The sequence below is a fragment of the Saccharopolyspora sp. NPDC003752 genome, from assembly GCF_053605825.1.
Genome location: NZ_JBSGJZ010000024.1, coordinates 111,194 through 126,535 on the forward strand (window position 1 = coordinate 111,194; position 15,342 = coordinate 126,535).

Genomic DNA, 15,342 nt, shown 5'->3' on the forward strand with positions numbered 1-15,342 from the left:
CTCGATCGGCCGAATCGTGCGATCGGCTGAGACCATCGCGTGATCTTCTCGACAGCGCGCTCCCACGCTCTGGGAACCTGCGCGGCAGCGGCCGCGCGGGGCACGCCGTAAGGTTGAGAACCCGATGAACACTGCTCAGCACCCCGCAACTCCCGAGCCCGTCGACGCCGTGCAAGCGGTGCTCGCCGAAGCCGGAGTCCTCGCCCGACGGCTGCGCGAAGTCCTCGCCCAGCTCGCCGAAGGCGCGCTGCCGCTCGACGAGCTGATCCGCCGGACGGCCGTCACGCGGCGCACGGTCGAGGACCTGATCGCCACCGCCGGCCCCGACGTCGAAGCCTCCGGCGAGACGTACCGGCTGACGCCGGAGGCCCGCGACCGCTACCGGCAGCGCTTCGCGCTGGACGAGCTGCGACCCGCCGCGCCCACCGGCGCCGAGCAGCTGGCGAAGATGCGCGAGTTCATCGAGAGCGGGCCGGCGCCTGCGGCGGCGCTCGACCACGTGACGGCTACGCCGGAAACGGCACTGCGCCGCGCCGAATGGCTGCGCGACACCTACGACCTGCGCGGCGCGCAGGTGCTCTGCCTCGGCGACCACGACCTGACTTCGCTGGCGTTGAGCATCGTCGTGCCGTCGGCGTCGGTGACCGTGGTGGACGTCGACGAACGCATCCTGGAGCACATCGACTCGGTCTCGGCCGAGCACGGCTTCGCCGTCCGGACGATGCACGCCGACCTGCGGTTCGGGGTGCCGCCGGTGCTGGAGAGCAGCGCGGACCTGGTGTTCACCGACCCGCCCTACACCCCGGAGGGCATCGGGTTGTTCGCCACCCGGGCCGCCGAGTGCCTGGCCGGCCCGAACAGCAGGCTGCTGATCGCCTACGGCTACAGCCCGCGGACGCCGGCGCTGGGGCACAAGGTGCAGCAGGAACTGCTGCGGCTGGGCATGGTGTTCGAGGCGATCCTGCCCCGGTTCCACCGGTACTTCGGCGCGCAGGCCATCGGCAGCGCCAGCGACCTGTACGTGTGCCAGCCGACCGCGCACACCCGCAAGCTGGCGCTGCGCCAGGCGCCGGGGATCTACACGCACGGCCCGCAGTCGGTGGAGGCGCTGGAGGCCTCCGCGCCCGCCGAGTTCCTGGAGGCGATCGGCGAGCGGGTCGGCGGCCCGGTCACGTCGCTGCGGGACCCCGGCTGGCCCCGGCCGATCCGGCAGCAGCAGGGCGCGCCGGTGTTCGACCTGCGGGCCGACCCGGGGCCGTGGCTGCTGCGGATGTTGCTGGCCTGCAACGCCGAACGCGCCGGATTCGTGGTGCCGAACAACCACCCCGACATCACCAGCGAACGCGCCCAGCGCGCCATTTCCGGGCTGGTCGAGGCGAAGTACCGGCTGCGGTTCCACCGCAGCAGCCCGGATTCGAAGCACGCGATCCTGGTGGCGGACCTCGTCGACACCCCGACGGTGGCGCACCACCTGCTGACCCGGGCGCACGGCAAGGTCGGCAACGTCTGGCGGGAGGCGCTGATCGCGCGCTCCGAGGCGGACCTGACCAAGCGCGAAGCCAGGGAACGGGTCGCCGCGCTCGCCCCGAGCGCGGCCGACCTCGAACTGCGCCTGATCGACCTGCCCCGCCACCGGATCGCCGACCTGCTCCGCGCCGCGACACCGTAACGACCGCGAGCTCTCCGGAGGTCCAGGCGTCGCCTCGTCGCCGGGACTGTTCGGCTGCGCGGCGGTTTCGCGCGAAAACGGCGTTCGGCACGCCTACGGGCGGCGGTTTCGCGCGAAACCGCCGCCTCGTCAGGCTCCCGGGATCGGCACGGGGCCGCGTTCGAGGAGGTCGCGGAACTCGCGCGCCGGGATCGCCTTCGAGAACAGCCAGCCCTGGTAGGCGTCCACGCCGACGCCGCAGAGCACGTGGAACTGCGTCGCGGTCTCCACGCCCTCCGCGACGCACTGGCGGCCCATCGCGCGCGCCATGTCCACGACCGCCCGCGCCACCGCGAAGTCCGAGGCGTCGCCGCCGACGCCGGCGACGAACCGGCGGTCCACCTTGATGATCTGCGCCGGCAGGTCCTTCAGCCGGGCCAGCGACGAGTAGCCGGTGCCGAAGTCGTCGACGGCGAACCGCACGCCGCGCGCCACCAGCTCGCCCATCTCGTGCCGGGTCCGCGACGGCAGGTCCACCAGCGCCGTCTCCACCAGCTCCAGGATCACCCGGTTCCAGGCGATGCCGGTCTCGGCGACGATGTCGGCGACCCCGTCGACGAACTCCGGGCCGCCCGGCACCAGGCCCGCCAGGTTCACCGCGACGCCGACCGGGCGGCCGTTGCGGGCCGGCCACGTCGCCGCCTCCCGGAGCGCGGTCCGCAGCACCCAGCGGTCCAGCTCGCGCAGCAGGTCGCCCTGCTCCGCGACCGGCAGGAACGCGTCCGGCGCGAGCATCCCGCGATCCGGGTGCGGCCAGCGCACCAGCGCCTCGGCGGTGACGACCACGCCTTCGGAGTTCACCACCGGCTGGTAGTGCAGGACGAGCCCGTCGTTGTTCAGCGCCTCCCGCAGCTGGCCCTCCAGCTGCAGCTGCCGGTCCGCCGAGGCCATCAGGGCGGGGCTGGCCAGCGAGACCTTGCCGGTGCCGCGGCGCTTCGCCTCGAACATCGCCGCGTCGGCGAACCGCAGCAGGTCCTCGCCGCCGGCCCCCGATCCGTTGGGCACCGCGGCGCCGATCGACGACGAGACCCGGATCAGCTGGCCGTGCACCGGCACCGCGGTGCGCAGCAGCCCGGACACCCGGGTCGCCAGCGAGTCGACGCCGCCGACGGCCTCGATGTCCTGGCAGATGATCACGAATTCGTCGCCGGACAACCGGGCCGCCGTGCAGCCGTCCGGCAGCCCGCCTTCGAGCCGCCGGGCCAGCGCGACCAGCAGTTCGTCCCCGGCGTCGTGGCCCAGTGAATCGTTTACCCGTTTGAAGTTGTCGATGTCGCAGAACAGCACCGCGACGCGGTGCGAGTCGGCGCGCCCGAGCAATCCGAGCAGCAGGTCCTTCACCGCCGCGCGGTTCGGCAGACCGGTCAGGTCATCGTGGGTGGCCTGGTAGCGCAGGGCCTCGGCCGCGCGCCGCCGCTCGGTGATGTCCTGGAAGACCACCAGCCAGAACTGGGTGCCGTCGTCCTGCACCGACGAGGACGTGTGCAGCTCGCAGTACACCGGCTCGCCATCGGAGCGCACCAGCACCCGCTGCGGCACCCGGCGCCGGAGGCCCGGCCGCTCGCTCGGCGTGGGCAGGCCGGTCTGCCGCTCGTCGGGGTGGGTGATCTGGGGCACGGTCATGCCGCGCAGCTGCTCCAGCCGGTAGCCGAGCAGGTCGCACAGCGCGTCGTTGGCGTCGACCAGCCGCTCGGCCCGGTCGAACAGCCCGATCCCGACGGGCGTGATGTTGACCAGGTCGCTGAAGCGCTGGCTGGACCGCTCCATGCGGGTCACCACCGCGCGCTGCTCGGTGACGTCCTGCACGGTGCCGACCATGACGACTTCGCCGTCGGCGTCCTTGATCGCGGTGCCGTGCAGCCGCAGGATCCGCATCGTGCCGTCGATCCGCACGTAGCGGTGCTCGACCTCGATCGGTTCGCGCCGGTCGATCAGCGGTTCCCACGCCTGCCGGACCCAGTCCTTGTCGTCCGGGTGCACCCGGTCCAGGTAGGTGTCGAAGGTGATGTGCGCGGTGGTCGGCTTGCCGATGATCTCGTGCAGCATCCGGGACAGCCGCATGGCGTCGGCCCGCGGATCCCACTCCCAGGTGCCGAGCCGGGCGATCCGCTGCGCGTCCTGCAGCTTGCGGCGCTCGTCGCGGAGCTGGCGTTCCAGCGCCCGGTGTTCGGTGACGTCCTGGACGGTGCCCTGCACGCGCTCGATCCGGCCGGAGCGGTTGTACTCGGCGCGGCCGGTGCACAGGTAGATCCGCTTGCCGGGCAGGTCGCGGAGCTCGACCTCCAGCAGTTCGCCCTCGGGCGCGGAGAGCACGTCGGCGTAGAACTGGGCGGCGCGGTCCTTGTCCTCGGGATGGGTCGCCGAGATCATCGAGCCGGCGTCGGTGGCGTTCTCAGCGCCCGAGCCGCCGAGGAACTCGGCGAGCACCGGGCTGCGGTAGAGCTCACCGGTTTCCGGGTAGAACACCCAGCTGCCGACCTTGGCGATGCGCTGCGCCTCGATCAGCCAGCGCCGCTCGTTGGAGTTGGCGGCGTCGGCCACCGCCGGTGCCGCCTCGGTGAGGTCGGAGACGTCCATCAGCACCGTGACGCGCAGCCGCCCGTCGTCGGCGTGCGGCCAGCTCAGCGGGCGGACCGGGATGCGGCCGGTGCGCGTCCGCAGCATCGACACCAAGCCGTCGCGGGACACGAGGTCCGCGAGGCGGCGGCCGATCAGCGCGTCGGGGCCGGTCTCGCCGGCGAGCGTCGCGGCCTGTTCCGTCGCCCGCACCACGATGCCGTCCGCGGTGCTCAGCAGGGCCGGTGCGGCCGGCAGCGTGACGAGTTCGAACGTTTCGGCGCAGGCGCCGGCCAGGCCGAGACCACCGGAGGCCGTCCGGTCCCGCTCGCTCCGCTCCGTCAACTGCACCCCTCCTGCGTGGCGGCCGCGCGGCCGCCGATTCCGGACGCCGGATCCACCACTGATGAGTGACGTGAGACACAGCGATCCGTGCGGCCGACCTTACCGGTCTATGCACCCGCGGTAACGCCATGGTGCCGGGGCATCTGACCGGTTCCCTGGAGTGGTGACAGTCGTCGCCCGACATGATGACGCCGACAACCGAAATCCGTTGGCCGCCGCCGATGCGACGGGGCCGGGGGAGCCGCTGCTGGCTCCCCCGGCCCCGCTGCACGCCAACCGAACCTACCGCCGTCCGGTCAGGTGGCAACAGCCTCGACGGCTCATGCCTTCGCGACTCCGTCGGCCCGCGCCGCCTTCGCGACGGCCGCGCTGACCTCGGGCGCCACTCGCGGGTCCAGCGGGCTGGGCACGATGTAGTCGGCGCTGAGGTCGTCGGCGGCGACGGCCGCGATCGCCTCGGCCGCGGCGACCTTCATGTTGTCGGTGATCTTGCTCGCCCCGACGTCCAGCGCGCCCTTGAAGATGCCCGGGAACGCCAGCACGTTGTTGATCTGGTTCGGGAAGTCGCTGCGCCCGGTGGCGACCACGGCGGCGTACCGCTTGGCGACGTCCGGGTGGATCTCCGGGTCGGGGTTGGACAGCGCGAACACGATGGCGCCGTCGGCCATCGTCGCCACCAGCTCCTCCGGGAGCTGCCCGACCGAAACGCCGACCACCACGTCGGCGCCGCGCAGCGCCTCGGCGGGCCCGCCGGTGATCCCGCTGGAGTTGGTGAACCCGGCGAGCTCCTGCTTGATCGGCGTCAGGTCCTGCCGACCCGAGTGGATCACGCCGCGCGAGTCGAGCATGGTGATCTCGCCGACACCGGCGGTGTGCAGGATCTTCGCGCAGGCCACGCCGGCCGCGCCGGCGCCGGAGATCACCACTCGCAGCGATCCCAGCTCACGGCCGACGACCTTCGCGGCGTTGCGCAGCGCGGCGAGCACGACCACGGCGGTGCCGTGCTGGTCGTCGTGCATGACCGGGCAGTCCAGCGCCTCGGAAACCCGGCGCTCCAGCTCGAAGCAGCGCGGCGCGGAGATGTCCTCCAGGTTGACCGCGCCGAACGACGGGCGCAGCCGGACCAGGGTCTCCACGATCTCGTCGACGTCGGTGGTGTCCAGCACCAGCGGGATCGAGTCGAGCCCGGCGAAGGTCTTGAACAGCGCGGACTTGCCTTCCATCACCGGCAGCGAGGCACGCGGCCCGATTTCGCCCAGACCGAGCACCGCGGTGCCGTCGCTGACCACGGCGACGAGCCGCTGGGTCCAGGTGTAGCGGTCGGCCAGCGCCGGGTCGCTGGCGATCGCCCGGCTGACCTGCGCCACGCCGGGGGTGTAAGCGATCGACAGATCCCGCGCGGAATCCAGCGGCGCGGTCACGCCGACGGCGAGCTTGCCGCCCTCGTGCGCCGCGAAGATCTCCTCGTTGGTCAAATCCGCACCGACTCCGCTTGCGGTGCTGTCGTTGACGGTGGTCACGGCGTCCCTCCAAGTAGCCATGCCTGCGGCCCGGGCACATTCCGGGCCGGGCGAACCGGGCGGCACTGTGCCGCCCGTGCGACGCTCGCCTGCCCAGGCGTGCCGGACAGGCGAGTGTTTCGAAATAACCGAGACCTGCCGCCCTGGTCGGACAGCGGCTCTCGGCGGACGCTGCGGTTCGAACAGTGTGCCAGGCCGCGAGATCAGTGTCAGCGACCGGGATCACACAACCTCACCAGCAAGTTCAACATTTTGTCAAGGCTCGTTGGCAGTACGCGCGTCCTATTTGGATCCGCTTTCGGCAGTACGCTCGTCCGGTTTCAGTTCGGCATTCCGCAGTACGTACGTCCGGTTTGAATAAGAGGTCGAATAGCTCGCACGGCCGATATCAACTCCGCCCCACCGATCCGCATTCCAACCGGGCCCATAGGCTTTCGGACGTGCAGGTACGTCGACTTGAGATCACGGGCGCCTACGAGTTCACCCCGAAGGCCTTCCTCGACCACCGCGGGCTGTTCGTCGCGCCGTTCCAGGAAGCGGCGTTCGTCGACGCCACCGGGCACCCGCTGCGGGTCGCGCAGACCAACCACAGCGTCTCGGCGCGCAACGTCATCCGCGGCCTGCACTTCGCCGACGTGCCGCCGGGCCAGGCGAAGTACGTGTACTGCCCGCGCGGCGCGCTGTTGGACGTGGTGGTCGACATCCGCGTCGGCTCCCCGACCTTCGGGCGGTGGGAGGCGATCCGGCTGGACGCCACCGAATACCGCGCCGTCTACCTCGCCGAGGGGCTCGGGCACGCCTTCGCCGCGCTCACCGACGACACCGTGATGACCTACCTCTGCTCCACGCCGTACAACCCGGCGGCCGAGCACGGCATCGACCCGCTCGACCCGGATCTGGCGCTGCCGTGGTCCGACCTCGACGGCGAGCCGATCCTGTCCGAAAAGGACCGAGCCGCCCCGGGCCTCGCGCAGGCCGCCGAGCAAGGCCTGCTTCCGGATTACGAAACCTGCCTGGCCCACTACGAAAGCCTGTGCGGCTGAGCCGTCACCGCACGCGGCCGGGCTTCGGCCAGAGGCGCCAGCGGATGACGCCGAGCACCTCGGCCGGGCCGAGCTCCCGCGAATCCGTCGAACCGAAGGCGTTGTCGCCCTCGACGTGCCAGCCGTCGCCGTCGCGCCGCAGCGCGCGCTTCACCGAAAGCTGCCCCGGACGCTGCGCCCAGCGCACCAGCACGACGTCTCCCGGCCGGGCGGAACCCCGCAGCCGCAACAACACCACGTTGCGATCCCGCAGGGTGGGAACCATGGACGGCCCGCGCACCAGCAACCGCCGCCAAGGCCACCGCCCGAGGGATTTCACAGGCACCTCCACTGGGACTTCGAGGATCTTCAAGAGTAGGGTCGCCCCTGTCGGAGCACTCACTTGTCAGGGAGGAATCATGCGACTCCTGTCGCGAATCCTCAGCCCCCGCCTCGAGGCAACCGCGCACTGCGACCTGCCGTGCGGCGTGTACGACCCGGCGCAGGCGCGGATCGAGGCTGAGTCCATCAAGGCGATCCAGGAGAAGTACCAGGCCAATGAGGACCCGGAGTTCCGCACTCGCGCGATTCTGATCGCCGAGCAGCGCTCCGAGTTGGTCAAGCACCACCTGTGGGTGCTGTGGACCGACTACTTCAAGCCGCCGCACTTCGAGAAGTACCCGCAGCTGCACGAGCTGATCAACAAGGCCACCAAGGCCGCGGGCGCGGCCGGGACCAAGGGTTCCATGGAGGCCAAGTCGGGTCAGCAGCTGCTGGACTACATCGCCGAGATCGACAAGATCTTCTGGGAGACCAAGCAGGGCTGAGGTCGTAGTTCCGCGAGGACGCCGGCCGGTGGGAAGCATTTCCACCGACCGGCGTTCTTTCGTGTTCCGGCCCGGCAGACTGGGCGGATGGGACTTGATCAACGACTGGTGGACGCGGCCGTGGAGCTGCTGGAACGGCGTTGGGGGCACGCCGAGCAGGCCGTGGCCGCCGCCGTGCGGCTCGACGACGGCCAGATCCTGACCAGCACCAGCCTCGACAACCTCAACGCCGCCGCCACCCTGTGCGCCGAGACCGGCGCGCTCTGCCAGGCGTACACGCTCGACAAGCGCGTCACCGCGTCCGTCTGCGTCAGCAAATGGCCTGGTACCGAAGGCCATCCCGTGCTCGCGCCGTGCGGCGTCTGCCAGGAGCGGCTCGCGTTGTGGGGCCCGGACGTCGAGGTGGCGGTGCCCGACGCGGACAGCCCGTCGGGCTGGTCGGCGCGGACGCTGCGCGAGCTGAACCCGTTCTACTGGGGAACCCTGTTCTCCGCCGACGGCGGTTGGCCGTCCACCGCGGAGCACCTCGCCTGATCCGGCAACCGAAATTCGAATGCGCCCGCGTGCGGACGCGTCCACAATTGACGACCGTGGACGTTCCGGAACCGACGCGGCTCGGGCTGCACGAACTCACCGATGGACGCCGTCTCGCCTGGGGCGAGTGGGGCGCGGCGGACGGCGCCGCCGTCCTGCTGTGCCCCGGAGCCGCGACGAGCCGGCGGCTCGGGTTCGGCGCCGATGTCGTCGACGCGCTGGGAATCCGGCTCATCTCGGTGGACCGGCCCGGCCTGGGCGCCTCCGATCCCGCACCCGGGCGCACGCTCCGCGACTGGGCCGACGACATCGCCGAGTTCGCCGCCGGGCGCGGCATCGACGACCTCGCGGTCGTCGGCTACTCGGCCGGTGGACCGTTCGCCCTGGCCTGCGCGGCGGCGGGCGTCGCGAGCCGGGCCGCCGTCGTCGCCGGGGCCGACGAGTTCGCGGTGCTCGGCGACGCGCTCCCCGGCGACCTGCGCGACATGGTCAGCGCGGTCGCCGCCGATCCGGCGGCGGCCGAGGAGTCGTTCGCCGAGTTCGGCAGCCCGGAGGCGCTGTGGAAGCTGATCGTCGCCTTCAGCCCGGAAACCGACCTCGCCGTCTACCGGAACCCGCGGTTCGAACGGGCTTTCCGCCGTGCCATGGCCGACGGTTTCGCGCAGGGCGCGGCGGGGTACGCCCACGACACCGCGCTGGCCATGAGCCGCTGGCCGTTCGCGGCGGAGGACATCCACGTCCCCGTCGACCTCTGGTACGGCCGGCTGGACACCAGCCCGAGCCACTCGCCCGACTTCGGCGCCGCGCTGGCCCGGCGCATCCCGGGCGCCCGGCACCACCTCGTCCCGGACGCCGGGGGCGCCCTGCTCTGGACCCACGCCGAGCAGATCCTCCGCGGCCTGGCGGTGCCGACCGGTCACTGACCGGCCATCTTTCCGGCGTTGGCGCCGTTCAAGACGCCCATCAACGCCTCGGGAGCCCGCTCGATTCCACGATCCACTGTGGACTCCGCGTGCAGGCTTCTGTCGGCGAGCCAGTCCGCGGCCTTGCCGATGTACTCGCCGAACCGGTCGAAGTAGCGGCCGGAGAGCAGGCCGCGCATCGTGATCTCCTTGCCCGCCAACTGGAAGTAGTTGCGCGGGCCCGCGGCCGGCGCCCCGGCGTCGTAGCCGCTGATGGCGCCCACCAAGTGCTCCCGCCCACGTTGTCGAGGTAGACGTCGATGCCGTCCGGCACGACCGCGACGAGCTGCTCGGCGACCGGCGCGGCCCGGTAGTCGATGGCGGCGTCGAACCCGAACGCCTCGCGCAGCTCGCCGAGGCGGCCGAAACCGGCGATCTCCGGCTCCGGGCCCGCCGGTACTCCGCCGCGTTCGCCGAGCGCGCCGACACCGGGCTGCGCGGCGCGGAACAACCCGACTGGTTGCGCGGCTTCGAGCTGGAACTGCCGAACCTGCGGGCGTCCCTCGACGATGCGCTGCACCACCAGGACGCGGCGCCGACCCGGCAACTGGCGGGCGCGACGTCCTGGCACCCGTTCCGGAAAGGACGGCTCCAGGAAGCGCACCAATTGCCGCACGCCGTCGCCGGGCGATCCGCCGTCCTGGCCGCCTGGCGGGACGGCATGGCCGTGCTGTGCGGAATGGACCGCCACGCGGCACGCGAACGCCCGGCATCGCCTCCGCCGTCGACCGGGCGAGGGCGGATGGTTCATCGACTACGCCCACATCGACCTCGGCGACTTCTCCGGCAGCGCGGAAGTCCTCGACGGCGCATTGCGCGCCTGCCGGGACGCAGGCGACCGCTGGGGCGCGGCCGCGGTGCCGCCGGGCGAGGGAAGCGGCGAGCCCCGAGGTGTTCGACGCGGAGTTCTCCGCGGGCCGCGCGACGGGCACGGTACCGGCGCAGCACTCGTCCTGATCGGTGGGGTACTCGTCCTTGAGGACATCCCCCGGAGCGGCCAGGCTCGAAGGCGTGGACAGGCACGAAGTGGTCATCGCGGTCTACGACGGGGTCCAGCTGCTGGACGCCGCCGGGCCGCTGGAGGTCTTCGACGGGGCGGCGCGGCTCCTCGACGGCCGCTACCGGGTGCGCCTGGCGTCGCTGGGCGGCCGGGACGTGGTGACGTCGTCGCGGGTACGCCTCGGCGTCGAAGCCGCGCTCGAGGAGATCACCGAGCTCGGCACCCTCGTCGTCGCGGGCGGCGAGGGCACCCGCGAGGCGATGTCCGACGCGGAGCTGATCGGCCAGATCCGCCGGCTGGCCGGGCTCGCCGAGCGCATCACCTCGGTGTGCTCCGGGGCGTTCCTGCTGGCCGAGGCGGGCCTGCTGGACGGGCGCCGGGCGACCACGCACTGGGCGATGTGCCACGAACTCGCGGCGTCCTACCCAGCCGTGACGGTCGAGCCGGACTCGATCTACGTCCGCGACGCACCGCTGGTGACTGCGGCCGGGGTGACCGCGGGAGTCGATCTCGCGCTCGCGCTGGTCGAGGACGACCACGGCGCCGAACCGGCCCGCACGCTGGCCAAGTGGCTCGTGGTGTTCCTCCAGCGGCCGGGCGGCCAGTCGCAGTTCAGCGTGTGGAACTCGGCGCCGCCGGTGGGCGACCGCGCGCTCCGCGAGCTGCTCGGCGACATCTCGGCGTGCCCGGCCGGCGACTACAGCGTCCCGGCGATGGCCGCGCGGCTGGCGATGAGCCCGCGCCACTTCACCCGCCTGTTCACCAAGGAGGTCGGCACCAGCCCCGGCCGGTACGTCGAGCGGGCGCGCGTCGAAGCGGCCCGCGCGCTGCTGGAGGCCGACCGGGGCGGTGTCGCGCGGCGCTGCGGCTTCGGCAGCGCCGAGACCATGCGGCGGGCCTTCCTCCGCCAGCTCGGCGTGCCGCCGAGCGCCTACCGAGACCGCTTCCGCACCGCAGGCTGAAGAATCTTCTTCAACGGGCTTGCGAGGCGGTGCGGGTGGCGGAACCGCATGCGGCTGACGCCGCATTCCGGAACATCCCCTGAAGGAGTCCACCGTGGACATCGCATTCGTGCTCTACGACAAGTTCACCGCGCTCGACCTGGTCGGGCCCTACGAGACCCTGGCGGGCAATCCGGCCGTCACCCCGCACTTCGTGGCGGCGGGCCGCGGCACCGTGCGCTGCGACTCCGGGCTGCCTGTCCAGCCGACGACGACGTTCGCCGAGCTCGACCGGCCCGACGTCGTGGTCGTCCCCGGCAGCTCCGCCTGGCGCAAGGCGCTGGACGACGAGGAGCTGGTCTCCTGGCTCGCCGCGGTGCACCCGAACACGACGTGGACGACGTCGGTGTGCACCGGATCCCTGCTGCTGGCGAAGGCCGGGATCCTGACCGGCAAGCGCGCGACGACGCACTGGACGGTGCGCGAGGTGCTGGGCGAGCTGGGTGCCGAGGTCGTCACCGACCGGGTCGTGTTCGACGGGAAGGTCGTGACCGGAGCCGGCGTCTCCGCGGGCATCGACATGGGGCTGCGGCTGGCCGCCGAACTGTGGGGCGAGGACACCGCGAAGACCACCCAGCTGCTCCTGGAGTACGACCCGCAGCCGCCGTTCGACACCGGCTCGCCGGAGAAGGCCGACCCGGCGCTGCTGGCCGCCGTGCTGAAGGGGTAAGCCCAGCACAACGCGGTTACGCTCGACGCCGTGGCACAGGATGAGCACCGTGTTTACGTCCTCCGGCACGGCACGACCGAATGGTCGCAGACCGGCCGGCACACCAGTCGTTCCGACATCCCGCTCACGGTCGAGGGCGAGCTGCGGGCACGGCAGGCCGGGCAGACGCTCTCCGCGTTGCGCCCGGCCGGACCGGTCGTCGTGCTGGCGAGCCCGCGGCAGCGCGCCCAGCGCACGGCGACGCTGGCCGGCCTCGCCGACGTGGTGACCGAGCCGCTGCTCGCGGAATGGGACTACGGCGACTACGAGGGCCTGACCACACCGCAGATCCGCGAGACGGCGCCGGAGTGGACGGTGTGGACGCACCCGTGCCCGGGCGGCGAGACCGCTGCGGACGTCACGGTGCGCGCCGACAAGCTGCTGGCCCGCATCGCCGACACCGGCTCCGACGTGGTCCTGGTGGGGCACGGCCACTTCAGCCGCTGCCTGATCGCCCGCTGGCTGGGCCTGCCGACCACGTCGGGCGTGCACTTCGCGCTGGACCCGGCGGGGATCACGGTGCTGGGCCACGAGCGGGGCGTGCCGCAGGTGGAGCGGTCCAACATCCCGCCCTGGCAGCAGGGCTGACCGGGCAATTCCGCCGCACCGGCGGTCACCGGCCCCGAATATCCTGGGGCCAAGTGACTCACGTGGAGGTATCGATGATCCGCCGGGCGACCCCAGCCGACGTGCCCGCCATGGTCGGGCTGGTGCACGAACTCGCGCTGTACGAGAAGGCACCGGAGCTGTGCCACCTGACCGAGCAACAGCTGCGGGACGCGCTGTTCGGGCCGGCTCCCGCACTGTTCGGCCACGTGGCCGAAGTGGACGGTGCCGTCGTCGGCCTTGCGCTGTGGTTCCTGAACTTCTCCACCTGGGAAGGCGTGCACGGCATCTACCTGGAGGACCTCTTCGTCCGCCCCGAGCAGCGCGGATCCGGCCTCGGCAAGGCGCTGCTGCAGACCCTGGCGAAGGAGTGCGTCGACCGCGGCTACGCGCGCCTGGAGTGGTCGGTGCTGGACTGGAACGAGCCGTCGATCAACTTCTACAAGGCGGCGGGGGCGATCCCGATGGACGAGTGGACCGTGTACCGGCTCACCGGCGACGCGCTGCACACGTTCAGCGCCTGACGCGAGCCCTCACGCGTCGCGATCGGCGTCGGGGGCGGCGCCTGCGTAGAACGACCAGGCCCGCCCCTCCCGGTTGAACAGGAACCACAGCACGGCGATCGCCGGCACCGCGAGCACCAGCGCGATCAGCGGCTGCCCGGACGGCCCGAACGCGTACCAGGCGGTGCCCAGCAGCAACAGCTGCATCAGCAGCGCGGGCGTGCGAGCCCAGTGCTTGCCCCGCCACAGGCCGATGCCCGCGGCCAGCACGCCGGAGGACAGCAGCGCGTAGTACCCGGCCTCGCCGAGCATCTGAGCCGGCTCGAATTGCCCCACGCCCCCGACGTCGGACGAGGTGCTGCGGACCAGCAGGGCCACCACGAAGCTCAACCCGACCGCCGCCTGCAGGGTGGTCAGGACACCGGCGATGCGGATGGTGCGCGGGACGACTTCGGTCGGCACGGTCGATTCGCCTTTCCCGGAAACCACTTCGGTGACTCTGCGTACGCACCAACGATGGTAATACCGCCCGAACGCCGCATGGCTGCGACCACCGTCACGCGCAATGATCGACTCATGGCTCCAGCGGCGGTCGGGGATATCGGGGTGTCCTCGCGATCCGCCGTGCGCCCGGCAGGTCCCGGCGGAAGACGATCGGATGCGCTCCGGGGTTGCGCATCCGGGTCCCCCGGGATCTCGGTGGCGGTCGAAGGCGTGGCGCACCCGCTCCTGGTGTCTCAGCCCGCCGGACCCACCGCAGCCCGGCGCATGGGCCGACCCCTGCACGCCTCGCTGCGGAAGGGGGCGGTCCGGGAGAGCTGACCCGCGCGGCGGACGCCGAACACCGGAGGGTGCGTCGGCGCAACACGGCCTCGCCTAGGCTGCGGTTGTGCGCGCCGTACTCGTCGTCAACCCGCAGGCGACGTCCACCACTGCGGCCGGCCGGGATGTGATCGCCCACGCGCTGGCCAGCGAGCTGAAGCTGGACGTCGTCGAAACGCAGTACTGGGGCCACGCCTCCGACACCGCGCGAGCGGCCGTCGAGGACGGCGTCGACCTGGTGATCGCGCTCGGCGGCGACGGCACGGTGAACGAGGTGGTCAACGGCATGTTCTCGGCCGCCGAACGCGGCGACCGGGCGATGCCGACGCTGGGCGTGGTGCCCGGCGGATCGGCGAACGTGTTCGCCCGCGCGCTCGGCCTGCCCAGGGACCCGGTCGAGGCCACCCACCGGTTGCTGCGCGCGGTGGCCGAGGGCAGCGGCCGGCTGGTCGGGCTCGGCAAGGCCGACGACCGCTGGTTCACCTTCAACGCCGGCGTCGGCTGGGACGCCGAAGTCGTCGCCGAGGTCGAACGGTTGCGCTCCCGCGGCCAGAACGTGACGCCCGCCCTGTACGCGCGCACCGCGTTGAGCTGCTACTTCCGCATGGCGCGCCGGGCCCCCAAGATCAGCTTGCAAATCGGTCACGAAGATCCGATCGATCAGTTGCACAGCGTGTTCGTCTCGAACACCGATCCGTGGACGTATCTCGGGTCACGTCCGGTGCGCATGAGCCCCGACACCACCTTCGACACGGGCCTCGGCGTTTTCGCACTGCACAACATGAGTGCTTACCCAGTGTTACAACATGTAGCGCAGATGCTACGCGGTAGAGGGAAACCACACCCGAGAAACTCAATTCAGCGTGCGGACGCGGGGTATCTCCGCGTAACCTGTACGGAGCCGTTGCGCCTGCAGGTCGACGGCGATTGCCTGGGCGAGCGTTCGGCGATCGAGTTCTTCTCCGTCCCGGACGCTCTCCGCGTCGCTGTATAACCTTCTTGTAACGGATGAACGTAGTTGTCGACTCGCGACCCCCGTCTGCGACCGACGACACACCGAAACCCCTGGTCAAGCCCTGTCGATCTTTCAGGTGAGTTCCCTCACCACGCGAGATCGAACTCTTGACATCGCGGCAGTTCGTGAAAGCATTCACAAGCACACGGACTCCGTGAAAGCATTCACAAACACCCCGAACAAAACGAGCGGCGCGCATGAGGCGCGCCTAG

At 71.5% G+C, this 15,342-nt stretch carries 15 protein-coding genes; 10 read left to right on the forward strand and 5 right to left on the reverse strand.

All coding sequences use genetic code 11. The features are described from left to right. The first annotated feature begins 124 nt into the window (after nucleotides 1-124). Nucleotides 125-1,669, forward strand: a complete 1,545-nt coding sequence (locus tag ACWEV3_RS27770) for a bis-aminopropyl spermidine synthase family protein (RefSeq protein WP_452616700.1) — start codon at nucleotides 125-127, stop codon at nucleotides 1,667-1,669. Nucleotides 1,670-1,798: 129 nt separating this feature from the next. Here the strand turns inward: ACWEV3_RS27770 and ACWEV3_RS27775 are convergent, their stop codons facing one another. After that, entirely contained in the window at nucleotides 1,799-4,615 is a 2,817-nt protein-coding gene (locus tag ACWEV3_RS27775) for an EAL domain-containing protein (RefSeq protein WP_452616701.1), read from the reverse strand. Nucleotides 4,616-4,929: 314 nt separating this feature from the next. Then, nucleotides 4,930-6,129 carry an NAD(P)-dependent malic enzyme gene (locus tag ACWEV3_RS27780; protein WP_452616702.1) on the reverse strand — a complete coding sequence of 400 codons (1,200 nt, stop codon included), beginning with the start codon at nucleotides 6,127-6,129 and terminating at the stop codon, nucleotides 4,930-4,932. Nucleotides 6,130-6,569: 440 nt separating this feature from the next. Between ACWEV3_RS27780 and ACWEV3_RS27785 the strand changes: the two genes are divergently transcribed. Then, the gene (locus ACWEV3_RS27785) at nucleotides 6,570-7,172 is read left to right on the forward strand and encodes a dTDP-4-dehydrorhamnose 3,5-epimerase family protein (RefSeq protein WP_452616703.1); all 603 of its coding nucleotides are present in this window, start codon (nucleotides 6,570-6,572) and stop codon (nucleotides 7,170-7,172) included. Between the two features lie 4 nt (nucleotides 7,173-7,176). On the opposite strand, the gene ACWEV3_RS27790 is transcribed toward ACWEV3_RS27785, so the two are convergent. Then, complete coding sequence (locus ACWEV3_RS27790; RefSeq protein WP_132489776.1) at nucleotides 7,177-7,491, reverse strand: S24/S26 family peptidase; 315 nt, start codon at nucleotides 7,489-7,491, stop codon at nucleotides 7,177-7,179. A gap of 79 nt (nucleotides 7,492-7,570) precedes the next feature. Between ACWEV3_RS27790 and sodN the strand changes: the two genes are divergently transcribed. The 3 genes from sodN to ACWEV3_RS27805 all read left to right on the forward strand — a co-directional run bounded on the left by sodN (nucleotide 7,571) and on the right by ACWEV3_RS27805 (nucleotide 9,435). Continuing rightward, nucleotides 7,571-7,978, forward strand: a complete 408-nt coding sequence (gene sodN / locus ACWEV3_RS27795; protein WP_093277413.1) for a superoxide dismutase, Ni — start codon at nucleotides 7,571-7,573, stop codon at nucleotides 7,976-7,978. Nucleotides 7,979-8,065: 87 nt separating this feature from the next. Further along, on the forward strand, nucleotides 8,066-8,512 hold the full coding sequence (locus ACWEV3_RS27800) for a cytidine deaminase (protein WP_452616704.1): 447 nt from the start codon (nucleotides 8,066-8,068) through the stop codon (nucleotides 8,510-8,512). Nucleotides 8,513-8,568: 56 nt separating this feature from the next. Further along, complete coding sequence (locus ACWEV3_RS27805; RefSeq protein WP_452616705.1) at nucleotides 8,569-9,435, forward strand: alpha/beta fold hydrolase; 867 nt, start codon at nucleotides 8,569-8,571, stop codon at nucleotides 9,433-9,435. Here ACWEV3_RS27805 and ACWEV3_RS27810 read toward each other — a convergent pair. Continuing rightward, entirely contained in the window at nucleotides 9,429-9,698 is a 270-nt protein-coding gene (locus tag ACWEV3_RS27810; protein ID WP_452616706.1) for a hypothetical protein, read from the reverse strand. The two genes, ACWEV3_RS27805 and ACWEV3_RS27810, sit on opposite strands and share 7 nt — an antisense overlap. Before the next feature lie 787 nt (nucleotides 9,699-10,485). Between ACWEV3_RS27810 and ACWEV3_RS27815 the strand changes: the two genes are divergently transcribed. The 4 genes from ACWEV3_RS27815 to ACWEV3_RS27830 all read left to right on the forward strand — a co-directional run bounded on the left by ACWEV3_RS27815 (nucleotide 10,486) and on the right by ACWEV3_RS27830 (nucleotide 13,314). Next, nucleotides 10,486-11,436 carry a GlxA family transcriptional regulator gene (locus ACWEV3_RS27815; RefSeq protein WP_452616707.1) on the forward strand — a complete coding sequence of 317 codons (951 nt, stop codon included), beginning with the start codon at nucleotides 10,486-10,488 and terminating at the stop codon, nucleotides 11,434-11,436. 94 nt (nucleotides 11,437-11,530) lie between these two features. Next, nucleotides 11,531-12,145 carry a DJ-1/PfpI family protein gene (locus ACWEV3_RS27820; protein WP_452616708.1) on the forward strand — a complete coding sequence of 205 codons (615 nt, stop codon included), beginning with the start codon at nucleotides 11,531-11,533 and terminating at the stop codon, nucleotides 12,143-12,145. Between the two features lie 30 nt (nucleotides 12,146-12,175). Next, nucleotides 12,176-12,772, forward strand: coding sequence for an acid phosphatase (locus ACWEV3_RS27825; protein WP_132489792.1), 597 nt, complete (start codon nucleotides 12,176-12,178; stop codon nucleotides 12,770-12,772). A 74-nt stretch (nucleotides 12,773-12,846) separates the two neighbouring features. Beyond that, a complete protein-coding gene (locus ACWEV3_RS27830) occupies nucleotides 12,847-13,314 on the forward strand; it encodes an N-acetyltransferase family protein (RefSeq protein WP_452616729.1) in 468 nt (155 codons plus the stop codon). A 9-nt stretch (nucleotides 13,315-13,323) separates the two neighbouring features. Here ACWEV3_RS27830 and ACWEV3_RS27835 read toward each other — a convergent pair whose 3' ends face one another. Next, a complete protein-coding gene (locus ACWEV3_RS27835; RefSeq protein WP_452616709.1) occupies nucleotides 13,324-13,755 on the reverse strand; it encodes a hypothetical protein in 432 nt (143 codons plus the stop codon). Between the two features lie 427 nt (nucleotides 13,756-14,182). On the opposite strand from ACWEV3_RS27835, the gene ACWEV3_RS27840 reads away from it, so the two are divergent. Further along, complete coding sequence (locus ACWEV3_RS27840; protein ID WP_452616710.1) at nucleotides 14,183-15,109, forward strand: diacylglycerol/lipid kinase family protein; 927 nt, start codon at nucleotides 14,183-14,185, stop codon at nucleotides 15,107-15,109. The last annotated feature ends 233 nt before the right edge of the window (nucleotides 15,110-15,342 follow it).